This is a genomic window from Rhodococcus sp. IEGM 1379, assembly GCF_030056815.1.
Taxonomy (GTDB): domain Bacteria; phylum Actinomycetota; class Actinomycetes; order Mycobacteriales; family Mycobacteriaceae; genus Rhodococcus_F.
This window is the reverse complement of the sequence record NZ_JASHKR010000074.1, coordinates 1-21,218: the sequence shown is the minus strand read 5'-3', so window position 1 is coordinate 21,218 and position 21,218 is coordinate 1. Positions and strand designations below refer to the sequence as shown.

The 21,218-nt window shown below is 61.2% G+C and carries 21 protein-coding genes; 12 read left to right on the top strand and 9 right to left on the bottom strand.

What is annotated here, in order from left to right:
• Positions 1–28: 28 nt before the first annotated feature.
• Complete coding sequence (locus tag QM600_RS24285; protein ID WP_283264194.1) at positions 29–490, top strand: PTS sugar transporter subunit IIA; 462 nt, start codon at positions 29–31, stop codon at positions 488–490.
• A gap of 60 nt (positions 491–550) precedes the next feature.
• On the opposite strand, the gene QM600_RS24280 is transcribed toward QM600_RS24285, so the two are convergent.
• The 3 genes from QM600_RS24280 to QM600_RS24270 form a co-directional block, all read right to left on the bottom strand.
• Positions 551–1,303 (bottom strand): GntR family transcriptional regulator, encoded by a 753-nt coding sequence (locus QM600_RS24280; RefSeq protein WP_283264192.1) that lies wholly within the window; start codon positions 1,301–1,303, stop codon positions 551–553.
• A gap of 137 nt (positions 1,304–1,440) precedes the next feature.
• A complete protein-coding gene (locus QM600_RS24275) occupies positions 1,441–2,238 on the bottom strand; it encodes an SWIM zinc finger family protein (RefSeq protein ID WP_283264190.1) in 798 nt (265 codons plus the stop codon).
• Positions 2,235–5,051: a DEAD/DEAH box helicase gene (locus QM600_RS24270; RefSeq protein WP_283264189.1), complete on the bottom strand. Its 2,817-nt coding sequence runs from the start codon at positions 5,049–5,051 to the stop codon at positions 2,235–2,237. The genes QM600_RS24275 and QM600_RS24270 overlap by 4 nt, the downstream gene beginning before the upstream one ends.
• Before the next feature lie 124 nt (positions 5,052–5,175).
• Between QM600_RS24270 and QM600_RS24265 the strand changes: the two genes are divergently transcribed.
• Entirely contained in the window at positions 5,176–5,871 is a 696-nt protein-coding gene (locus tag QM600_RS24265) for an HNH endonuclease family protein (RefSeq protein WP_283264188.1), read from the top strand.
• A gap of 1 nt (position 5,872) precedes the next feature.
• Here QM600_RS24265 and QM600_RS24260 read toward each other — a convergent pair whose 3' ends face one another.
• On the bottom strand, positions 5,873–7,447 hold the full coding sequence (locus QM600_RS24260; RefSeq protein ID WP_283264187.1) for a molybdopterin-dependent oxidoreductase: 1,575 nt from the start codon (positions 7,445–7,447) through the stop codon (positions 5,873–5,875).
• Between the two features lie 128 nt (positions 7,448–7,575).
• Between QM600_RS24260 and QM600_RS24255 the strand changes: the two genes are divergently transcribed.
• Both QM600_RS24255 and QM600_RS24250 read left to right on the top strand, forming a co-directional pair.
• Positions 7,576–8,394, top strand: coding sequence for a shikimate 5-dehydrogenase (locus QM600_RS24255; protein WP_283264186.1), 819 nt, complete (start codon positions 7,576–7,578; stop codon positions 8,392–8,394).
• A 13-nt stretch (positions 8,395–8,407) separates the two neighbouring features.
• Positions 8,408–8,869 (top strand): DUF6328 family protein, encoded by a 462-nt coding sequence (locus QM600_RS24250; RefSeq protein WP_283264185.1) that lies wholly within the window; start codon positions 8,408–8,410, stop codon positions 8,867–8,869.
• A 2-nt stretch (positions 8,870–8,871) separates the two neighbouring features.
• Here QM600_RS24250 and QM600_RS24245 read toward each other — a convergent pair whose 3' ends face one another.
• On the bottom strand, positions 8,872–9,717 hold the full coding sequence (locus QM600_RS24245) for a sulfurtransferase (protein ID WP_283264184.1): 846 nt from the start codon (positions 9,715–9,717) through the stop codon (positions 8,872–8,874).
• 25 nt (positions 9,718–9,742) lie between these two features.
• Positions 9,743–10,405, bottom strand: coding sequence for a LysE family translocator (locus tag QM600_RS24240; protein ID WP_283264183.1), 663 nt, complete (start codon positions 10,403–10,405; stop codon positions 9,743–9,745).
• Between the two features lie 63 nt (positions 10,406–10,468).
• On the opposite strand from QM600_RS24240, the gene QM600_RS24235 reads away from it, so the two are divergent.
• Genes QM600_RS24235 through QM600_RS24225 form a run of 3 tightly spaced genes read left to right on the top strand, consistent with a single transcriptional unit; the run spans position 10,469 to position 12,624 of the window.
• Positions 10,469–10,942: an Lrp/AsnC family transcriptional regulator gene (locus QM600_RS24235; protein ID WP_283264181.1), complete on the top strand. Its 474-nt coding sequence runs from the start codon at positions 10,469–10,471 to the stop codon at positions 10,940–10,942.
• 24 nt (positions 10,943–10,966) lie between these two features.
• Positions 10,967–12,184 (top strand): benzoate/H(+) symporter BenE family transporter, encoded by a 1,218-nt coding sequence (locus tag QM600_RS24230; RefSeq protein ID WP_283264180.1) that lies wholly within the window; start codon positions 10,967–10,969, stop codon positions 12,182–12,184.
• Entirely contained in the window at positions 12,181–12,624 is a 444-nt protein-coding gene (locus tag QM600_RS24225; RefSeq protein ID WP_283264178.1) for an acyl-CoA thioesterase, read from the top strand. Before QM600_RS24230 ends, QM600_RS24225 begins: the two co-directional genes overlap by 4 nt.
• Here the strand turns inward: QM600_RS24225 and QM600_RS24220 are convergent.
• Entirely contained in the window at positions 12,621–13,649 is a 1,029-nt protein-coding gene (locus QM600_RS24220) for a phosphotransferase family protein (RefSeq protein WP_283264177.1), read from the bottom strand. The two genes, QM600_RS24225 and QM600_RS24220, sit on opposite strands and share 4 nt — an antisense overlap.
• A gap of 231 nt (positions 13,650–13,880) precedes the next feature.
• Here QM600_RS24220 and pdhA point away from each other — a divergent pair, with 231 nt between their 5' ends.
• The 5 genes from pdhA (at position 13,881) to QM600_RS24195 (ending at position 18,925) form a co-directional block, all read left to right on the top strand.
• Entirely contained in the window at positions 13,881–14,975 is a 1,095-nt protein-coding gene (gene pdhA, locus QM600_RS24215; RefSeq protein WP_283264175.1) for a pyruvate dehydrogenase (acetyl-transferring) E1 component subunit alpha, read from the top strand.
• Positions 14,972–15,949, top strand: a complete 978-nt coding sequence (locus QM600_RS24210; RefSeq protein ID WP_283264174.1) for an alpha-ketoacid dehydrogenase subunit beta — start codon at positions 14,972–14,974, stop codon at positions 15,947–15,949. Before pdhA ends, QM600_RS24210 begins: the two co-directional genes overlap by 4 nt.
• Positions 15,946–16,977 carry a dihydrolipoamide acetyltransferase family protein gene (locus QM600_RS24205; RefSeq protein WP_283264173.1) on the top strand — a complete coding sequence of 344 codons (1,032 nt, stop codon included), beginning with the start codon at positions 15,946–15,948 and terminating at the stop codon, positions 16,975–16,977. Before QM600_RS24210 ends, QM600_RS24205 begins: the two co-directional genes overlap by 4 nt.
• Positions 16,978–17,143: 166 nt before the next feature.
• On the top strand, positions 17,144–18,244 hold the full coding sequence (locus tag QM600_RS24200) for an MFS transporter (RefSeq protein WP_502943091.1): 1,101 nt from the start codon (positions 17,144–17,146) through the stop codon (positions 18,242–18,244).
• 42 nt (positions 18,245–18,286) lie between these two features.
• Positions 18,287–18,925, top strand: a complete 639-nt coding sequence (locus QM600_RS24195; RefSeq protein WP_283264169.1) for a hypothetical protein — start codon at positions 18,287–18,289, stop codon at positions 18,923–18,925.
• Positions 18,926–19,378: 453 nt separating this feature from the next.
• Here QM600_RS24195 and QM600_RS24190 read toward each other — a convergent pair whose 3' ends face one another.
• Positions 19,379–20,809: an NAD(P)(+) transhydrogenase (Re/Si-specific) subunit beta gene (locus QM600_RS24190; protein WP_283264166.1), complete on the bottom strand. Its 1,431-nt coding sequence runs from the start codon at positions 20,807–20,809 to the stop codon at positions 19,379–19,381.
• Positions 20,809–21,132: an NAD(P) transhydrogenase subunit alpha part 2 gene (locus QM600_RS24185; RefSeq protein WP_283264164.1), complete on the bottom strand. Its 324-nt coding sequence runs from the start codon at positions 21,130–21,132 to the stop codon at positions 20,809–20,811. The genes QM600_RS24190 and QM600_RS24185 overlap by 1 nt, the downstream gene beginning before the upstream one ends.
• Between the last annotated feature and the right edge of the window lie 86 nt (positions 21,133–21,218).

Genomic DNA, 21,218 nt, shown 5'->3' with positions numbered 1-21,218 from the left:
CCCTCGCCGAGGACATCGAGGACATTCTGTGAGCGTCTCCGTCCTCGCTCCCCTGTCCGGACGCGTCCTGGCACTAGCCGACGTTCCCGACCCCGTATTCGCGCAGCAGATGGTCGGCGCGGGGGTAGCTATCGAACCGACTCGCGATCAAGGTCCCCTGACCGTCGTCGCACCCATCGCCGGCAAGATCCTCAAACTGCACCCGCACGCATTTGTCATCCTGGGCGCACAGGGAACCGGCGTACTCGTCCACATCGGAATCGACACGGTCAAACTCGAAGGTGAAGGGTTCACCCGTATCGCCGCCGAGGGCGATCAGGTTGCCGCCGGCGACGCGGTCGTGAGCTTCGATCCCGCATTCATCGACAGCACCGGGTACTCCGCGGTTTGTCCGGTCGTGGTCATGGACTCCAAGCCCGACACCGTCACTTCCGAGGCGCTCGGGTCCGACATCGCAGTTGGTGCAACACTTTTCGACTGGTCAAAGTAGAAGACAAACAAAAAGTGGGCGCACCATTTGGTGTGCCCACTTTGCTGTGAATCCGTAAGCCTATTGATCTGTCCGTAGTTGCGCTCGCGGCGCTCCCTGCACTTCCATGTGCAGCTTGTACCGATCCGAGCGGTACCAACTGCGGGTGTGCTCAACCGGCGCGGTCCCGCTGAAAGACACCCGGTCGAAGTACAGCACCGGCGCGCCCTTCTTGGTTCCCAGCAAGGTCGCGATCTCGGTACTGGCACCGTCCGCACTGACCGTCTGCTCGGCACGATCGATCGGCATCTCGAAGCGCTCGGCGCTCGCGCGATAGATCGAAGCCGTGAGGTCCAGTTCCAGCAGCCCCGGTAGCAGCACGGGATTGAACCAACCGTCGTCGACGCTGACCGGCTCGCCGTCGGCCAGACGCAGCCTTTTCACGTGGTAGGCAAGAGATTCAGGCGCCATCCCCAACGCTCTCGCGGTGGCGTCCGGTAGAACGGCTTCTTCACTGACCAACACGACGGTGGTCGGCACATGACCTTGCGCGCGCATTTCCTCGGTGAACGACGCCAAATGCAGAGTCGATTGCACCGCTCGATGGGCGACAAAAGTACCCTTGCCACGAACCCGGACCAGATGCCCGTCGTTGACCAACTGGCCGATCGCCTCGCGGACGGTGATCCGGCTGACGCCGTAGTCCTGCATCAAGTTTCGTTCGCTGGTCATCAGGTCACCAGGTTGCAACTCGCGAGTGCACTTGTGCAACAAGATTGCCCGCAACTGCTCATGCTTGGGTATTGCGCTGTCACGCAGATGAACGGGCATCACGGCAACTGTTCCTCCGACTTCGAATTTCGTCACGGGACACTATCTTCGGACCGGTCCCAACCGGTCCGGTCCAATAACGATACGTGACTTACCTCTGCATCCCTAGCAACTATCCCAAAACAGACCATCGGCGTCGTTCAGCCGTCCATCTCCCGGTAAATTGCCCGCAGTTCTGCAATCGCAAGGTTCTGCTGAGCAAGATCCAATCCGAGGGCCGCAATGGAGGCCCGCAACCTATTAGGATCCAAATCGTCTATCGCAGACCGAAATTCGACCCTCGGAAGCGTCGGTAACGCGGACGCGTCGCCGAACCAACTTTCGATATCGATGGCTATGGTGCTCTCGTTTTCCACTCCGCCGATCAGGTCATCGAGATCGACCCCCCGTAGGACCAGAAGTTGCAACGGATCGGTGTCGATTCGCTCAGCTGTCAGATAGGCAACGGCGGCAGCATGTTTGCACGGCCATCCGTCGTCTGGGCACGTGCAGTCGAACCGGAAAGCGCTGGGCCCCTCCGGTACGAGTTGTGCTGCCAGCATGTCCGGAATTGCCCCGGACACCAGCGCTGCCAGCGAACCCGGGACGCGACGAATCTTGGTGATGATGTCGTCGATATCGGACTGATCGAGGGTGTCGATCTGAAGAGTTGACACAAAGGGTTGGAGTTGACTGCCCTGCACTTCTGCGGTGACAATTCCCGGTGTGATGTCGAGCGCCAGGACTTGACCTGACCGTGCATAAGTACGCCCCCGGGACACGCGGGGTTTGTCGCCGATCTCTTCGACAACTCTGACAAACGCCTTGCCCCAGAATGTTCGACCGAACGCCGGACGAGCTTTGACGGGCACTGTCCGCTTGCGGGGCCCGGTGTACTCGCTGAAATCAGGGCCCCGGCGACGTTTGTGGTCGCTTCCTGTTTCGGGTCGCGGACTCATTCGCCCACCGCATCGTCACCGAGACGCAGCAGCTCACCGAGTTGTTCGACGCTCATCTCCGTCACCCAGTTCTCCCCGGTACCGACCGCCAATTCCGCCAGTTCACTCTTGCTGGCAATCATCGAATCTATTCGTTCTTCCAACGTTCCGACACACACCATCTTGCGGACCTGAACGTTCTTGTTCTGGCCGATGCGGAAGACCCTGTCGGTGGCTTGATTCTCCACCGCCGGATTCCACCACCGATCCATGTGTACGACGTGGTTGGCCGCGGTCAGATTAAGTCCCGTGCCTCCGGCTTTGAGGGAGAGCACCATGATCGGCGGTCCCCCGTCGCTCTGGAATGCCTCGACCATGTTGTCACGGCCGGCTTTGGACACCCCGCCGTGCAGGAACGGAACTTCGGTGTTGAACCGTTCTGCCAGGTACGGCACAACCAACTCCCCGAACTCACGAAACTGCGTGAACAGCAACACTTTCTCGTTGTCCGCCGTGACCGACTCGACAATGTCTTCGATCAGTCCGAGTTTGCCCGAACGATGTTGACCACGTCGCATCACCGCGGATCCGTCACGCAGGAAGTGCGCCGGATGATTACAGACCTGCTTGAGTTTGGTCAGAGCCGAAAGCACAGCGCCTTTACGCTTCATACCCTCCGTGCCCTTGATCTGAGCCATCATCTCGTCGACGACGGCGCGATACAGCGCAGCTTGCTCTTCGCTGAGGTTTGCACGGACCGTCATCTCGAACTTCTCGGGAAGGTCGGTGATGACGCTCGGATCGGTTTTCACACGGCGGAGAACAAACGGCGAGGTGACGGCGCGTAGCCGTGACACTGCGAGTTCATCCTTCTCCCGTTCGATGGGCACGACAAATCGTTTGCGGAACATCTGTTCCGATCCCAGAACCCCGCGGTTGGCAAAATCGAGGATGGAGCGGAGTTCGTCCAACCGGTTTTCCACCGGCGTTCCCGTCAGTGCCACCCGATGCGCCGCCGGGATGCTTCGAGCGGCCCGCGCTTGAGAAGTCTTGGCGTTCTTGATGTGTTGGGCCTCGTCGAGGACCACACGACGCCAGTCGAGATCCTTGAGTGCGGCGATGTCACGCGTCATCAGCGCGTAGGTCGTGATGACCAGATCACTGTTCTTAACAGCGTCCTCCAGCAACGCCCCGGTTGCCCGGTCGCTGCCGTGATGAACGTACACACGCAGGCTCGGAACAAATCGTGCCGCTTCGCGTTGCCAGTTGCCGACCACAGACATTGGACAGACCAATAGCGTTGGTGTCGTTGACTTCTCGTGCGCAAGCAACGCCAGAAGCTGCAGCGTCTTGCCCAAGCCCATATCGTCTGCCAACACCGCACCCAAACCCAGGGCACTCATGTACACCAGCCAGTCGAGACCGCGGCGCTGGTACGGACGCAGGACCGCGTTGACGGTAGCCGGAACGGGAACTTCTGTCGGCTTCACCGAATGATCCAGCAACGCCGACGCCCAACCGGTGGCCGTTACTTCCTCCACGGGAAGGTCTTTCAGATCGTCCGCGATAAGGTCCTTGAGCAACTCGACAATCGCCCGATCACCACTCGAATGCCGGCTGCTGACAAAACGAGCAGCACGCGCGAGTACCTCCTTGTCGGCTTGAACCCACTCACCTCGTAGGCGCACCAGATCAGACTTGGCATCAACCAGGCGGCTCATTTCGTCAGGCGTGAGCACCTTGTCTCCGAGCGCCAACTCCCAGTCGTATTCCACCAACTGATCCAGTCCGACCGTGCGATTCTCCGCAACGATCGGCGACGCCGCCGAGGTAACCCGAACTCGCAGGGACGGCGCCACCACACTCCACGCGCGCGGAAGCAGCAGCGTGATCCCCTTCTCTTGCAAGGCAATAGCGCCGTGACCAACAAGATCCATCACGACCGGCGTCGGCAGCAGCAGGTCCAAGCTGTCATCGTCGCGAGGCACATCTCGAAACCGCGGGTAGGCTGCAACAGCTTCTTCGAGCTTTCGGCTGCCCAATTGGAGCCGGGCGGCATCGGTACGGTGCAACCGAATGCGCTCGGGCGCTTCACCTTCCGGACGGAGGCACACCTGCAACCGCCAGAGCGCTTCTGCATCAAGCTCGATGTCGTCACTGAGCTCCGGTTCGATGAGGCGCAGAACCAACTCGGGCTCGTCCGCAGTGAGGGTTTCGCTCCACTCCGTCAATCCCTGAGCAACTCTCGGCGGCGCACTGTCGAAGGCATCGCCTTGCAGCAATGCGGTCCACAGTTCTGTGGTGACGGTGTCACCGAAACCGTCGATTGCCCGGCGCACGACCGCATCCGTGAGTTCCCGGGTGATGTCATCGAGGATGGATCGTGGTGAAGTCACCGCCCGCTGCACGGGAGGCATCGCGACAACCAACTCACCCAACCACGCCCGTTGGCGTTCACCGATTAGCAATCGCCAGCGTGGCCACCAACTGCCTTCGGCCCGGCTCAACTCGGGGACAACGCGTCCGGCGCGCACCCACCGGTCGATACCGCGAACAACGTGAATCAGATAGTGCAGATCCCCGGCGATTCTGCTGTCGCCCGGCTTGAAACGAAGCAGCAGGTCAACTGCGTCCGGCGGCGCCAACGCGACCGCGGCATACTCGCTCTGCAACGGCCCACCCGGGACCGGCGGCATGGCAATGCTCACCCGATGGCGGAATTTTCGGTGCAGCACAGCACTGACCGGGTCACGGGGATCATCGACCCCGGAACCATCGTGCCCGTCTACCCAGAGTTTGAGCCCCGATCCCGGTGACCAGAGTCCATGCAGCATCCGACTATCCAATCAGGTGCCCCCGACAGGTGGATAACCACCTGATTGTGAAGGATTTCGCTCGCTAGGCGAACGAAATCCTTCACGATCAGGAGTGTCGGATACCGATGATTGAATCAGACCTGTGCGCACACGAGGTTCGGCAGTAACGGTCGCGCTGATACTGCTGTGCATCACTACTTCCTGCGGGTGGATCGACGACAGCAGTTCCGCACCGGGTAGTCCCACACGCTCTGATCTCGAACAACTACTCGCGCGCGTTTCCGTAGTCGACACGCGTCCGCACCCCGGCGGATACCAACGCGGATGCGGCAGCGGCGAGGCGTGCGTCTTCGGGCAGTCCTGGTCCGACAATCAAGATGCCCCGGGCGGACATGACGGCTGCGATACCCGCAATAACATTCTGGCCCAGGATCTTTCGAACGTAATCTACAAACCTGATACCCACAACTGCGTCGTGATGTCCGGCACCATGACCGATCCGTATTCAGGCGAGGCCACCTCATTCGAGAGACGCCACGCCAATGACGTCCAGATCGACCACGTCTACCCCCTTGCGGCAGCGTGGGATTTCGGAGCGAGTACCTGGCCGCTCCCCCTCCGCCAGAGATTTGCCAACGACACCCAGTTGAATCTGCTGGCCGTCAACGGACAGGACAACCAAGCAAAAGGCGACAGCACCCCCAGCGACTGGCTACCTCCGAATCCCGCCTACCACTGCTTTTATGCCGGCAAGTACCTGACGGTCGCAGTGTCGTACGGGTTACCCATCAGCCGAGCCGATCACCAGACACTGACCGACCTCGCCGCCAACTGCTGACCTACTTCACCGTGAATGAACTTGTGTGCCAACCCGTTGCGCCGCCGGGAATCGGCGGAGTCCTCTCTTCTACCTGAACATTGCCGTCGAGGTCGGTCGCCCGCACCTGCACTGTGTGCAACCCCGGCGCCGCATCCCACATCCACGACCACTGACGCCACGTATCGATCGAGTACTCCTGCGCCAAGGTTGCAGGCTGCCACTCCCCGTTGTCGACGCGCACTTCCACCTTCTCGATACCGCGGTGCTGAGCCCACGCAGTCCCTGCCACCAACACTTGACCGGCATTCACCGGAGACAGCGCCGCCGGTACTTCGATTCGCGACGCCGTCTTGATCGGGGCCTGCGCACCCCATCCACGCTGCGTCCAATAGGCGTCGACTTGATCGAAGCGCGTCAACTCCCACTCGGTCACCCATTTTGTCGCTGACACGAATCCGTACAGTCCCGGAACAACCTGTCGGACGGGGTATCCGTGCTCGAACGGCAGCGGTTCCCCGTTCATCGCGACGGCAAGCATCGCGTCGCGCCCGTCGGTCACAACTTGTACCGGAGTGCCGACGGTGAATCCGTCGACGCTGGTCGAGAGCAGCATGTCCGCATCCGGGTGCACTCCGACTTCTTCGAGAAGGTCCTTCATCGGATAGCCGATCCACTTCGCGTTGCCCGCCAGGACGCCGCCCACTTCATTGGAAACGCAGGTCAATGTGACAACCCGCTCGATCGGGGTACGAGCTACCAGATCGGCAAAAGAAAGGGTCATTTCCCGGTCGACCATTCCGTGGATACGCAATTCCCACGAGTCCGTCGTGAGCTGTGGAACCAGGAGTGCCGTATCGATTCGATAGAAATCGGCGTTGGGTGTGATGTACGTCGATGCCCCGGCGACGCCGATATTCGCTCCGGCGGGAATCGGAGCAGCCACATCCTTGACGGTGGGAACCACAAAATCTTCCCGGTTCGCCACAGCTCCCGCGATCCGTTTACCCACGAACTTGCCGGCCGCTCCCGCTGCCGCAGCGACGGCCAATGCCACCCCAGCCAGCATCAGGAATTGGCGTCGTGGCAGCCAGGACTCTTCGACACCAGCAGCCAGCTCCACTTCGAGTTGCCCGATCAACAGTCGAATCGTCGCAATTCCGGCGACGACGCCCACGATCGTCGGGATCACGTACATCGCGTCGGCGATGGGCCGCTGTAGCGCGGCATAAACCCCGACCAACCCGAGGACTCCGAGAATGACACTGCCGATGGGGCGTCGTCGACGTTCGAGTAGTCCGGCCACTGCGCCGAGTAGCACGATCAGGATCGACATTCCGATAAACAAAGCCGGCTTGTCGTTGGTCCCGAAGGTCTGAATGGCGAACTCACGGGCCCACGCGGGTGTGCGGTCGACGGTGGTCGCACCCACCGCATAGAAGGGCGAGGAGTCGGGATTGATCGGCAGTGCCACCAGCTCACCGACCCCCAGCACGACTGCTACGGCCACCACGCCGGACACTGCGTGGGCTGCCAATCTACGACGCGGCCGCCGTGGTTCGGCAGCGGGATGTTCGTCGATGCTCTGTGTGACCATGCGCGTCTCGGTTCTTCTCGGTACCAGTGATGTGTGGATCGGTTACCCCGTATTCGGAACCGACGACCACATGGATGGGCCGAAACACCGCGCTGAAGTACAACGAAGCCGCGATTAGAGTTGAGCGCATGACTGTCGACCTCAACAAGGACACACTGCTGTGCATGTCGCTCTCCGGACGACCGAGCAATATCGGCACCAGATTCCACAACTACCTGTACGAGGAACTGGGTCTCAACTTCGCCTACAAGGCGTTCACCACCGATGATGTTCCGGCGGCAATCGCCGGGATCCGCGCGCTCGGCATCCGCGGTTGCGGAGTGTCCATGCCGTTCAAGGAACAGGTCATCGCGCACGTCGACGTCATGCACGATTCGGCGTCGGCAATCGAGTCGGTCAACACCATCGTCAATGAAGCGGGCATCCTTCACGCGTACAACACCGACTACCAAGCGGTGGCAAATCTGTTGCGCGAGAACAATGTAGACACTTCACTGTCCGTTGCGGTGGCCGGCAGTGGAGGCATGGCCAAGGCAGTTGTCGCAGCCGTTCGCGATACCGGCTTCACCGACGTCACCGTGGTAGCGCGCAACAAGGCCGCTGGTTCGGCTCTCGCTGATCAGTACGGATTCACCTGGAAACAAGATCTCGGTGAAATGAGTCCCGGCGTTCTGATCAATGCCACCCCGATTGGCATGGCGGGCGGTGCCGAATCCGAGTCCCTGTCCTTCCCGGATGTCGCGGTTCGCAGCGCCGAGGTCGTATTCGATGTAGTTGCGATGCCCGTGAATACTCCCCTGATCAGGCTGGCCACCGAACTCGGCAAGACGGTGATCACCGGCGGTTCGGTGATTGCCCTCCAGGCCGCCGAGCAGTTCGTTCTCTACACCGGCGTACGCCCCACCCCGGAACAGATCCAACGCGCCTCCGAATACTCTCGCGCGTGACAAACTCGGCAACATGACGGACACCGGAGAGAGCGCTCCCGTGCAACTCGCCCGAAACTTCAACGAGTTGCTGCAAGAGTTGCGAGTCGCACTCTCCGGTGTTCAGATCCTGTTCGCATTCCTCCTGGCGGTGGCATTCACCGACCACTACCAGGAGGCCTCGACGTACATCAGGACTATTCACCTGGTAACCGTCAGCCTGGTCGCCATATCTTTCGGCCTGTTGATGGCTCCCGCGGTGTGGCATCGAGTTCTCTTCCGCCGCGGGCGTCGCCATCACATCCTTGCCATCGCCAATCGATTCACTCTGTGCGGGATCGGCTTTCTGGCCGCCTCCATGACGGGCACCGTCCTGCTGATTGCCGAAGTCGCGATCGGGGGCATTGGCGCAAAAATCATGGCGGCCTGCGCCGGCGTCATGTTCACTGTGTTGTGGTTCGCGGTTCCGCCATTGATCTCCCGCAACGAAGCCTGAACTTACGCTCCAGTTTCGACGGGTCGCGCACCGTCATTTGACCACTGTGCTTGCTGAGACCACTGCGACCATGACCCCGGAAACAGAGTGGCGTCGTAACCTGCAATGGCGAGAGCCACGATCTGGTGCGCCGCAGTCACTCCCGACCCGCAGTACACCGCAATGCGATCTGTGTCGCCCAGCGCTGCGAAACGCTCACGCAAGATCTTCGCCTCCGAAAATCGTCCGCTTGCATCAAGATTGGCTGCGGTCGGTGCGCTCACCGCACCCGGAATATGCCCGGCAACGGGATCGATCGGTTCCACCTCACCGCGATAACGTTCGCCGGCTCGCGCATCGAGGAGAAGTCCATTCCAACCCGCGACGTCATCGATGTCGACGGTCAGCATGTTGCCACCGCGGAGGGTGACGGTTCCGGGCGCAACCGCCTCAGCGCTTCCGGTCGCAGTCGGCAAACCTGCCGATTCCCAGTTCGGTAATCCTCCGTCGAGCAGTCGTACATCCGAGAGCCCGGCCCACCGCAGCAGCCACCAACCTCGCGCCGCTGACATGTTTCCGACAGCGTCGTAGAGAACGACAGTGTCGCCATCGTTTATCCCCCACCGCCGTGCCGCTTCCTGTAGGTTTTCGATCGACGGCAGTGGATGCCGGCCTGATTCCTTCGACGGCGGAGCGGCCAGTTCTGTTTCGAGATTCACGAACACTGCGCCGGGGATGTGGGCCTCGCGAAAATGCTCCTCCCCGTTCGGATCACCCAGCGCCCAGCGAACATCGAGCAGAACCGGTGGAGTGCCGGCATCGATGAGCGATGCCAGTTCGGGAGCGTAGATCAGTACGGGAAGCGTCATGGGACCAATACTGGCACGACTCGAATCAGGCAACACCGAAGAACGCGCCGAGCCCGACCAGCAGAACTCCGCTCACCACGTCAATACGCTTTCCGACGCCCGGTCGCCTCAGCTTGCGTCCGGCACCCGCTGCCAGAACGACAACGACTGCCCACCACAGAGCGGCGGCAATTACGGTGGCGCCGGCCAACGTCAGAGTGCGCAAGGCTGCGCCGCTACCTGGTTCGACAAACTGCGGAAGTAAACCGAGGAAGAACAGCAATGCCTTGGGATTGAGAAGGTTGGAGAGGAACCCGTAGCGAAATGCCCGCGGCGCCGAGATCGGTTCCGATACGGCGGTCAGTGTGTCCCCACCACTGCGAGCTTTGAATGCACTGCGAATTGCGGAGATACCCAGCCAGGTCAGGTAAGCCGCACCCGCGTAGGTGAGAGCCGAGAGTAGTTGCGGGCGAGTCGCGACAAGGGCCGACAATCCGAGCGACGCAGCGGCGGTGTGCACAACAAGTCCGGCAGTCACACCGGCTGCAACCACGGCACCCGTCCGCCGATCTGTCAGAGAATGCCGCAGAATCAGGACAAAATCCGGGCCGGGTGTGAACAAGACGATGGAAAGTAGGGAGCCGAAAGCCAACCATTCACCGAAACTCATCCGAAATACCTCACGCTCGAGCAGGTTCGACACCTGCATTCATGACAGGAGTGTGCAACTGGATCCGGGAAGTTCAAAACCGTTCCGGATACAATTCGGCAGATGTCGAAGAATGAGCCTTTGGATTCGGTGGACTGGAAGATTTTGGCCGAATTGCAGAACGATGCGTCGATCACCAACAAGGTCCTGGCCGACCGAGTCGGGCTGGCGACGTCGTCGTGTCACGAGCGGGTGCGACGTCTGCGAGCAAACGGGACGATCACTGGGATCCATGCCGTCGTCGATCCGTCGGCCGTTGGTCGGTCGATGCAGGCGATCATTGCTGTGCAACTGCGTCCGCACCGACGCGACCTGGTAGACCGTTTCACCGCCGACGCCCTCGCGTTGCCGGAAACTCTTGCGCTGTTCAATGTCTCGGGGCCCGAGGACTTCTTCCTCCATGTCGCGGTTCTCGACAGCGCACATCTGCAGCGGGTGCTCATCGACCATCTTGCCGCTCACCCCGAGGTATGGCACGCCCAGACCCATCTCATCTACGGCAAAGCCGTCACGGCGCCCATCCGTCCGGACCGGTAGATCAGTCAGGCAGAATCACTGACCATGTCGGACTCCCCCCAGACCACTGAGCCTGACATAGTCCGCGGCAACGCGCAGCCCATCAGCGCCGGAATCGTGACTGCACTGGTGGGGTTCACCAGCTCGTTCGCTGTCGTCCTCACCGGTCTCACTGCGGTGGGCGCAGACGCAACTCAGGCGGCATCGGGACTCCTCGTCCTCTGTGTCGCCCAAGCCCTCGGCATGGTCTGGCTCTCGCGACGGTACAAAATTCCGATCACCCTGGCGTGGTCCACACCGGGCGCGGCATTACTCGCCGGTGCCGGCGCGGTACACGGTGGATGGCCCGCCGCGGTGGGCGCCTTCATCGTCGTCGGAGTTGCAATAGTTCTGACCGGACTGTGGCCCGCACTGGGCAAGCTCATCTCGGCCATTCCGACTCCCCTGGCTCAGGCGATGCTGGCCGGAGTTCTGCTGCCCCTGTGCCTGGCCCCGATCGGTGCTTTACGGGACGCACCACTGGCGGTGGCTCCGGTAATTCTGGTCTGGCTTGCGGCGCAACGCTTCTCCAAGCGGTGGGCAGTTCCGCTCGCATTTCTGACCGCTGCCGTCGTCATCTGCGTCGGCCTGATGACATCCGAGAACACACTCGACGTGTCAGCCATGATTCCTCGCATCGACCTCACAGCGCCGTCCTGGACGTGGCAGGCGATGATCGGAATTGCACTGCCGTTGTACATCGTGACCATGGCCTCGCAGAACATTCCCGGTGTGGCGGTGATGAATTCATTCGGATATACCGTGCCGTGGCGGCCGTCGATGATCGTGACCGGCATCGGCACTGTTCTCGGCGCGCCAGCGGGTGGTCACGCGATCAACCTCGCCGCCATCAGCGCCGCACTGGCGGCGGCGCCCACCGCGCATCACGATCCGAAGCGCCGATGGATAGCGGCCGCCACGGCCGGTTGGGCCTATCTCGTACTGGCTGTAGGCTCAGCCGGCGTTGCCGCACTGGTTGTCGCCGCCCCCGCGGGAGTGGTGGAAACTGTTGCTGGACTAGCACTCTTGGCGACATTGGCAGCTTCCCTGACCGCGGCGCTCAGCGATCCGGCCGAACGTGAAGGCGCCGTCGTCACGTTCCTTATTGCCGCGTCGGGCGTCGCCGTCGCAGGAGTCGGATCGGCCTTCTGGGCATTACTCGTCGGATTGATCGTAAGGGCCGTGCTGATCGGTAGCAGCGCCTCGGTAAGGTCGAAGTCGTGAGCGCAACAGATTCCGCTGTGTCGATCGATCAGTTCCCGGTTCGCTGGCCCGTCCCCACTCGCTGGGATGACAACGACCACTACGGGCACGTCAACAACGTGACGTACTACTCGTACTTCGACACGGCCGTGAACGCGTGGCTGATGTCGGCAACCGGCACCGACATTCGTAACCTTCCGGCCATCGGTGTTGTCGCCGAAACGTCCTGCCGGTACCTGAGCGAACTCACGTTCCCCGAACAACTCCAAGTCGGTATCAGGGTCGAAAAACTCGGCACAAAAAGCATCGTCTACTCACTCGCGATCTTCCACGAGAACGCACACGGCATCTGGGAAGCTGCTGCTACCGGACGCTTTGTCCACGTCTACGTCGACGCTGTTATGCGCACGCCAGTCGCGATACCGGCCGCGATCGCTGCCGCGGCCGGTTCGCTCATTTAATTCAGTCCCAGCTTTTCGGCAGTCGCAACGGCCCGAGCGACAATTCCGTCGATCAAGGTGACCGTCGGACCACCGTGTTCGGCCTTGTTGCGTGGGTCGTCGAGGATTCGACGCAATACTCCCTCAGCGATGATCGACAGCTTCCACAGTGCCAACACGTGCCAGTAACCCACTGCCGAAACATCGCGGCCGGTGGCGGCAACGTATGCCTCGACCAGTTCGTCGCGGTTCGGGAAACCTTCGAGCGTCGACGCCATGAACGGGCCGGCAACCTTGTCGCCGGCTTCGGGCCAATATGCCAGTAGCGCACCGAGATCCGCGAGTGGATCGCCCAGTGTGCAGAGTTCCCAGTCGACCACTGCAAGCACTCGACCTTCGGCCGGATCGACGATGACGTTGTTGAGGTGAAAATCGCCGTGAACCAGGGTCACTTCGGTTTGCTCGGGAATGTTTCGATTCAGGATTTCTGCAAGCCGCTCCACGTCGGGAATATCCCGTGTCTTCGACTTGTCCCACTGCGCCGACCACCGCTTGAGTTGCCGCTGCGCAAAAGGTTTGGTGCTCGCGAGATCTTGGAGTGCCGTTTCTTCGAGGTCGACGGCGTGGATTGTGGCCAGCGCCTTCGGGAGTGCCAATCCGACTTTTCGACGCTCTTCCACCGTCAACTTCTGCGCAACCGACACTCCGTCGATGACCAAACCGTCGACGTAGCTCATCAGCACCAGTGGCGCGTCCGTGATCGCCGGATCTTCGGTGATGCCGATGATCTTGGGCACCGGAACCGGAGTTCCTTGAAGTGAGGACAGGATTCGGTGTTCCCGAACCACATCATGGGCCGATGCCAGCAATGTCCCCAATGGGGGTCTACGCAGCACCCAACGCCCGCCGCCCGCATCCGTCACCGAATAGGTGAGGTTGGATTGACCGTTGCCGATCCTCTCGAAAGTCAGTGGTGTGGTGGCGCCAACCCCCAGTTCGGCGATCCACCCGGAAACTGCTTCTTCGTTCAGTCCGACTGCATTCATCGCACCGATGCTAGCGGGAGAAGTCGAATAGTTGTCAGTAACGACCCCATTGTTACCCACGAGTTCGGAAATCGTGACTGGTAGGCATACTTTCGCGACGGTGACCTACTTGCGGATTTTGCAATCAAGGGGATGCTGGGGAGAGAGACCCACAACTGAAAAACACATCGGGACTGCTCGATCTCGCTCACAAGGCGCCTCGGGCATGAGTAGAAACCGAGGTGAACCGCGATGATCGACAACCTCGACTATCCAGTCCAGCTCCTCCAACCGGACGGCGCCCGTGTGTGCCGACCCGAATACGACCGTCTGATCGCAGACCTCGGACCTACCGAATACATCTCGTTGTACCGGGACATGGTCATCAGTCGCAGAATCGACACCGCGGCGGTTGCACTCCAACGTCAAGGCGAAATCGGTTTGTGGGCACCACTCTTGGGCCAGGAAGCCGCACAGGTCGGCTCGGCCCACGCTCTGAAACACGACGACTTTGCCTTCGTCAGCTACCGCGAACACGCCGTCGCCTACTGCCGCGGAGTTCCGCCGGAAGTACTGACGCACATGTGGCGCGGGTGCTCCCACTCTGCTTGGGATCCAGATCAATTCAACGTGACCAACCCGGCGATCGTTGTCGGATCGCAGGGACTTCACGCAACAGGGTATGCACTCGGCGCCCACCTCGACGGAGCCGAGATCGCGACCATCGCCTATTTCGGCGACGGCGCCACCAGCCAGGGCGATATTGCCGAAGCGATGGGATTCGCTGCCAGTTTCCGCGCCGGCGTCGTGTTCTTCTGTCAGAACAACCAGTGGGCCATCAGCGAACCCGTCTCGCTACAGTCCCGCACCCCGATCTCGCACCGCGGAGACGGTTACGGCATACCTTCCTGCCGCGTCGACGGAAACGATGTACTCGCTGTTCTGGCAGTGACGCGCGCGGCGCTTGCCCACGTACGGGAAGGAAGTGGGCCGACGTTCATCGAAGCCATCACCTGCCGGATGGGTCCGCACACCACCTCTGACGATCCGTCCCGGTATCGCAGCGATACCGACATGGCCGAGTGGCGCCGCCGCGATCCGATCGAACGGATGAGGGCGTTTCTGGAGCGGCGCGGAATCCTCGATGAAACCGCCGATGCCGAAATTTCGACCGCGGCCGAGGACGTCGCCGCACGATTGCGCCACGCCACTATTGAAACTCCGGACCCGCCGCCGTCGGCTCTGTTCGAACACGTCTACGCCGGGCCGCACCCGTTGATCGACTTTGAGCGAGAACGACATCGGGAGTATCTGGCAAGTTTCGACGATCAGGAGGCTATGTCATGACTGTCGTCAATCTGGTGACGGCGCTCAACACCGGACTGCGACGCTCACTCGAACGGGACCGCCGCGTCGTCATCCTGGGTGAGGATGTCGGCCGCCTCGGCGGAGTTTTCCGCGTCACCGATGCTCTGCAGAAGGACTTCGGCGAGAACCGGGTGATCGACATGCCGCTCGCCGAATCCGGGATCGTGGGAACAGCTTTCGGTTTGGCTTTGCGCGGATACCGCCCGGTGTGCGAAATACAGTTCGACGGCTTTGTCTACCCGGCTTTCGATCAAATCGTCTCTCAAGTGGCAAAAATCCACTATCGAACCGAAGGACGAGTACGCGCCCCGATCACGATCCGCATTCCCAGCGGGGGCGGAATCGGTGCCGTGGAACATCATTCGGAGTCACCGGAAGCCTATTTTGCACACACTGCCGGACTGAGAGTGGTGTACCCCAGCAATCCTGCCGACGGTTACCACATGATCCGTCAATCAATCGAGTGTGACGATCCCGTTGTGTTCCTCGAAGCCAAGCGTCGGTACTGGGATGCGGCCGAGGTTGATCTTGATGCCGAACCCTCGCTCCCCCTGCACAGTGCGCGTGTCGTCCGGCAAGGAAGTGACGCCACGGTCGTCGTCTACGGGTCGATGGTGGCTACTGCGCTCGAGGCTGCGGAGATCGCCGATGACGAGGGCCACCACCTCGAAGTAATCGATCTCAGGTCCCTCTCCCCCATCGATTTCGACACCGTGGACAACTCGGTACGACGGACGGGTCGACTCGTCGTCGTTCACGAGGCACCGATGTTCCTCGGTCTGGGGGCAGAAATTGCAGCACATGCCGCGCAGCATTGTTTCTACGACCTGAAGGCGCCGATCCTACGCGTCACCGGGTTCGATATCCCCTATCCCCCAGCAAAACTCGAGCAGTTTCACCTACCGGATGCCGATCGGATTCTCGACGCACTCGACCGGGTACTGACGCCATGACTACCGCGGAGTTCCGTCTACCGGATCTCGGTGAAGGTCTCACGAGCGCCGAATTGGTTTCGTGGCGTGTTGATGTCGGCGACACCATAACTCTCGATCAGGTGATCGCTGACGTCGAATCCGCCAAGGCTCTGGTCGAACTTCCCTCACCCTCTGCCGGAGTGGTGACAGAACTGTTGGTCGAACCCGGCGCCACCGTACCCGTCGGTGCGCCGATCATCCGGATCACGACTGCGGAGTCGGCCGATTCCGCTCCGCCGAGTGTTCTGGTCGGCTACGGACCGCAGGCGTCGCACTCGAGCCGGAGACGACGGAACGTCCCCCGCACAGCGCACCTGGACGGAGAGACGGCGCCGGCACACAACAGACACATGGCGTCGGCAATGACCTCCAGCATCCGAGCACCACAGGCAACTGTGTTTGTCACCGTCGATGTCACGGCGTCGATGGGCCTGCTCGCCAAGCTCCGCAACTCCGCACCCTTCGAGAACGTTTCGGTGACACCACTGACTCTCGCCGCCAAATCCTTGGTCGCGGCAATCGCTTCGAGCCCAGAGGTCAATTCGACGTGGGATGAGAAGTCCGGCAGCAGCGTCAGGCATCCCCACGTGAACCTCGGCATTGCGGTGGCGTCGGATCACGGGCTGCTGGTCCCCAACGTCAAGGACGCCGACACGCTGAGCCTGCTCGAACTTGCTCGATCGATCTATGAACTGACCGCGACCGCGCGAGCCGGCCGAACCGACGCGCAACACCTCACCGGCGGGACCGTCACGATCACCAATGTCGGGGTCTTCGGTGTCGACGGCGGCGTACCTCTGCCCAACCCCGGTGAGGCTGCGATCCTCTGTCTGGGCGCTGTCAACGAGCGTCCGTGGGTAGTCGACGGGAGCATCGAGATCAGATCTGTCGTCACACTTTCTGTGACTTTCGACCATCGCGGTATCGACGGAAAGCAAGCTGCAGAGTTCCTTTCGCTGGTGGCGGCGATGCTCGAGGATCCGGGTGTGTTGCTCGCGCACCTGTGAGAGCATCCGGGCCTGGCACCCCTGTAGCGGTAGCGTCCCCTGGCACACCTGTAGCGGTAGCGTCTCCTGGCACACTGTCACGGTGAGCAGCACCCCCAGCCCAGCACTGATTCGCGCCCGCGCCGGCATCTTCGGGATCTTCGGGATCAACGGATTCCTACTTGCGATGTGGGTGGTCCACATCCCGTCGATCGAACACCGGGTGGGCATCAGTCATTCCACACTCGGCTCGCTGCTGCTGCTCCTCGCGGTCGGCGCCATCGCCGGCATGCAATTGAGTGGCCCACTTGCCGATCGCTACGGCAGCCGACGCATGGTGATCCTCGCGGGCCTCGGTTTGTGCGCGGCGGTACTGGGTCCGGGGTTTGCCACCAACACCTGGCAATTGGGTGCCGCACTGGTTGTCTTCGGGTTTGCGAACGGAGCGCTGGACGTCTCGATGAACTCTCAGGCCGTCGAAGCCGAACAGCTCTACCGTCGCCCGATCATGGCTGCCTTCCACGGCATGTTCTCGGTCGGAGGTGTTGTGGGCTCGATCGTCGGATTCGGCACGCTGGCAATCGAACTCCCGCCGTACGTCACCCTCACCGCCGCGGCGGCAGTCGGCTTGGTGGCCGTCTCGATCTTTTCGAGGCCACTGCTTCCACACACCCCACACCACTCCGAAGCCACCGAATCCGAACAACCGCACGGTCACTTCTCGGTCAAGGTGCTTGCGTTGGGCTCGCTAGCATTTGTGTTGATGCTTGCCGAGGGCGTGGCAAATGACTGGAGCGCATTGCAGGTCAAGGAAGATCTCGGCGTCTCGAATGCCGTTGCTGCGCTGTCCTTCGGCGCCTTCTCCGCAATGATGACGGTCGGACGCTTCACAGCGGACCGCATCAGCGCGGCAGTCGGCCCCGTAGCCGTGGTTCGCTACGGCGCGATTATTTCCGCCGCCGGAATGCTGACGGTTGTGTTTTCGGGTTGGCTCCCGCTCACGTTGTTCGGCTGGGCACTGTTCGGCGCCGGTCTCTCCGGGTGCATCCCGCAGATCTTCACGACGGCCGGCAATTTGGGTTCCGGTTCGGCTGGTACCAACATGTCTCGCGTCGTCGGAATGGGCTACATCGGATTTCTTGCGGGCCCGGCAACCATCGGATGGGTGACCAAAATTGTGCCACTCACCACAGCGATGTTGATCCCCCTGGCATGTGTGCTGGTCGCAGCGGGTTGCGCTGGTGTCGTTCGGCGCGATTCTCCGACCGCCCACCGAAGTCACAGCTGATCCTCACGATAGGCACAGACGAAGCGAGGATGCTTGGGTACCGTGACCGTCTCGTCCCCCGCCCCTCGCTCCTTGTCCACCACTCCTCGCCTGCTTGCCCTTGCCACACTGTGTGTTGCGGCGCTCTGCGTCCTGTTGTTATTGAAACCCGCGTCGCCGACGGTCACCGTTCCGGCATCGCTCACATCCGTCGCTGATTGGGTGATCATCCATGTCGACGTGACCGCAGTACTGGCAGCCACCACTGCCCTGGCAGTGGTGTCGATGGTCCGAAATCTCCACTACGGCATCGGCGCCATCCTGATGCTCGGAGTGGGTGCCAACCTGACCACTGCCGCGCTGGGGTCATGGATCACGGATGCGCCGACGACATTGCTTCCCAGCGGACATGTAGTGGCCGCGACCGCTCTCTACGGTTCGGCGGTACTGGTATCCGCCCCTCGATGGCGACCAGTGGTTATCGGGCTTGGTATCTCAGGAGTTGCCGGGGTATGCATCAGTGCGAGTGCTGCCGAGTTGAGCGGGGTTTTCGGAGTGATTGCCGGGCTACTCGTAGCCGCCGCCTGGGGTTGTGCCGCAGCCATTTTGATGGAGCGTTCACCGCTCGCGGCACAACGTGAAGCATTGCGTGCCGATACAGCCGTTGTTGCCTTTTCGCGACATCGCAGCATTCACTTGTGACGCTGTGACGCCCGAAAAACAAAGCCTTTCGGCCACACCCCTCACCGCAGCCAGTACCTGGGGTCTTTCGTTACCTCACCCGGGGACAATGATCCCCAGCGGTGCAACTGCTTGTGCTACAACGGAACACAGACGCCGGCCGCCACGAGAAGAACACTCGCCCAGTTGGCGAAATCTCCCCCGAAATCCGATTTGTATCGTATATTCTCTTTATCCCAGTCGGTCGCTCGTCCAACAACAAAGGATTCCACACATGGATTTCAATGCCATCCTCACACTGCTCTTCCCCCTCATCACGAGCATGTCGGCTGACAAAGTGCCCACCCCTCTTCCCGCTGCTTAGACCGCCTGAGTTCTGAGGCTCCGACAGCCGCGTAACTGCCTACGCGTAGGTAAGACAAAGGGCACCTACCCGCATCGCGAGTAGGTGCCCTTTGCTGCAGAAGTACAGGCTTACAGTGCCTTGAGTTCTTCCGTCACCTCAGCAACGGACTTCTTCGCATCACCGAACAGCATCGACGTACCGTCCGCGAAGAACAACGGATTCTCGATCCCCGCGAAACCGGAGTTCATCGAACGCTTGAGCACGATCACCGACTTCGACTGATCGACGTTCAGAATCGGCATCCCGTGAATCGGCGACGACGGATCATTACGCGCCGACGGGTTCGTGACATCGTTCGCGCCGATCACCAACGTGACATCGGTGCGCTTGAACTCGTCGTTGATGTCGTCCATTTCCTTCATCGCGTCGTACGAGACATCCGCCTCGGCGAGAAGAACATTCATATGGCCGGGCATACGGCCGGCTACGGGGTGAATGGCGTACTTGACCTCGACGCCCTTCGCCTCGAGCATCTTCGCCATGTCCTTGACTGCGTGCTGAGCCTGCGCCACGGCCAAGCCGTAGCCGGGAACGATGATGACCTGGTTGGCGTAGGCCATCTGGATAGCGGCATCGGCAGCCGAGGTTGCCTTCGCTGTACGTACAACGCCGTCCGAGGAAGCAGCTTCTCCGCCGCCGCCGCCGAAACCACCGGCAACGATCGCCGGGATGGAACGGTTCATGGCCTTGGCCATCAGGTTGGTCAGGATGGTGCCCGAAGCGCCGACGATCATACCGGCCACGATCATGGCCTGGTTGTCGAGCGCCAAACCTGCTGCCGCAGCAGAGAGTCCGGTCAGAGCGTTGAGCAGCGAGATCACGACGGGCATGTCGGCGCCGCCGATGGGCAGCACCACCATCAGGCCGAGGATGCCCGAGATGACCAGGACGCCGACGATCCACAGTGAGCTGGTCGGGCCTTCCGGCGAGATCGCCTTGATGCCGATAATGACCGAGAACGCTACGGCGGCAATGAGAAGCAGCGCATTGAGCGGCTGCTGCAACTTGCCGATGCCGATGGGGCGGCCGGGCAGGGTTTCCTGCAGCTTGAGGAAGGCGATGACGCTGCCCCAGAAGGAAATCGAGCCGATCACAGCAGCAAAGAGAGATGCGACGACGATGTGCACCGTCGGCGACTCACCGTGTTGGAAGGCGGTGAAGCCGTCCGAGTCGAGGAACTCTGCGTACGCGATCAACGCGACGGTACCGCCGCCGACGCCGTTGAACAGCGCCACCAACTGCGGCATTGCCGTCATCTTGGTACGCAAGGCCGGCGGAACACCGAGCACGACACCGATGACGAGACCGGCGATGATGACGATCCAGTTGCCCAGCTGCGCATCACGAATGGAGATCAGGGTCGCAACGACGGCGATGACCATACCGACCGCGGCGATCTGGTTGCCACGCACGGCGGTCTTGGGCCCGGTGAGGCCCATGAGACCGTAGATAAACATCGAAAACGCGAGAATGTATAAGCTATTGACCAGGTATTCCATTACTGGTCACCATCCTTCGTAACGGCCTTGGCAGCCGGTTTGGGCTTGAACATCGCCAGCATGCGGTCGGTGACGACAAAGCCGCCGACGACGTTGACCGTTCCGAAGACGAGTGCGACAAACAAGATGATCTGCAACCCGATGGACGGATCATGCACTTTGCCCAGCACGACGAGTGCGCCGAGGACAACGATGCCGTGGATGGCGTTGGTGCCCGACATCAGCGGGGTGTGCAGGGTGTTCGGGACCTTGGAGATCACAGCGAAACCGACGAACCCGGACAGCACCAGGATCGCGATGTTCGCCAGCAGTGATGTGTACATCAGGCGCCCTTCTCTTCACGGGTGACGCAGGCACCGGCGATGACCTCGTCGGAGAAATCAGGCGCAAGAGCCCCATCAACCAACAT

What these genes read in the sequence shown, in the direction of transcription:
- QM600_RS24260 (WP_283264187.1), bottom strand. Translation starts at nt 7,447, where the DNA reads ATGGTCACACAGAGCATCGACGAACATCCCGCTGCCGAACCACGGCGG.
- QM600_RS24240 (WP_283264183.1), bottom strand. Translation starts at nt 10,405, where the DNA reads ATGCAGGTGTCGAACCTGCTCGAGCGTGAGGTATTTCGGATGAGTTTC.
- QM600_RS24230 (WP_283264180.1), top strand. Translation starts at nt 10,967, where the DNA reads ATGTCGGACTCCCCCCAGACCACTGAGCCTGACATAGTCCGCGGCAAC.
- QM600_RS24270 (WP_283264189.1), bottom strand. Translation starts at nt 5,051, where the DNA reads ATGCTGCATGGACTCTGGTCACCGGGATCGGGGCTCAAACTCTGGGTA.
- QM600_RS24205 (WP_283264173.1), top strand. Translation starts at nt 15,946, where the DNA reads ATGACTACCGCGGAGTTCCGTCTACCGGATCTCGGTGAAGGTCTCACG.
- QM600_RS24220 (WP_283264177.1), bottom strand. Translation starts at nt 13,649, where the DNA reads ATGAATGCAGTCGGACTGAACGAAGAAGCAGTTTCCGGGTGGATCGCC.
- pdhA (WP_283264175.1), top strand. Translation starts at nt 13,881, where the DNA reads ATGATCGACAACCTCGACTATCCAGTCCAGCTCCTCCAACCGGACGGC.
- QM600_RS24235 (WP_283264181.1), top strand. Translation starts at nt 10,469, where the DNA reads ATGTCGAAGAATGAGCCTTTGGATTCGGTGGACTGGAAGATTTTGGCC.
- QM600_RS24200 (WP_502943091.1), top strand. Translation starts at nt 17,144, where the DNA reads ATGTGGGTGGTCCACATCCCGTCGATCGAACACCGGGTGGGCATCAGT.
- QM600_RS24250 (WP_283264185.1), top strand. Translation starts at nt 8,408, where the DNA reads ATGACGGACACCGGAGAGAGCGCTCCCGTGCAACTCGCCCGAAACTTC.
- QM600_RS24275 (WP_283264190.1), bottom strand. Translation starts at nt 2,238, where the DNA reads ATGAGTCCGCGACCCGAAACAGGAAGCGACCACAAACGTCGCCGGGGC.
- QM600_RS24245 (WP_283264184.1), bottom strand. Translation starts at nt 9,717, where the DNA reads ATGACGCTTCCCGTACTGATCTACGCTCCCGAACTGGCATCGCTCATC.
- QM600_RS24210 (WP_283264174.1), top strand. Translation starts at nt 14,972, where the DNA reads ATGACTGTCGTCAATCTGGTGACGGCGCTCAACACCGGACTGCGACGC.
- QM600_RS24255 (WP_283264186.1), top strand. Translation starts at nt 7,576, where the DNA reads ATGACTGTCGACCTCAACAAGGACACACTGCTGTGCATGTCGCTCTCC.
- QM600_RS24185 (WP_283264164.1), bottom strand. Translation starts at nt 21,132, where the DNA reads ATGTACACATCACTGCTGGCGAACATCGCGATCCTGGTGCTGTCCGGG.
- QM600_RS24190 (WP_283264166.1), bottom strand. Translation starts at nt 20,809, where the DNA reads ATGGAATACCTGGTCAATAGCTTATACATTCTCGCGTTTTCGATGTTT.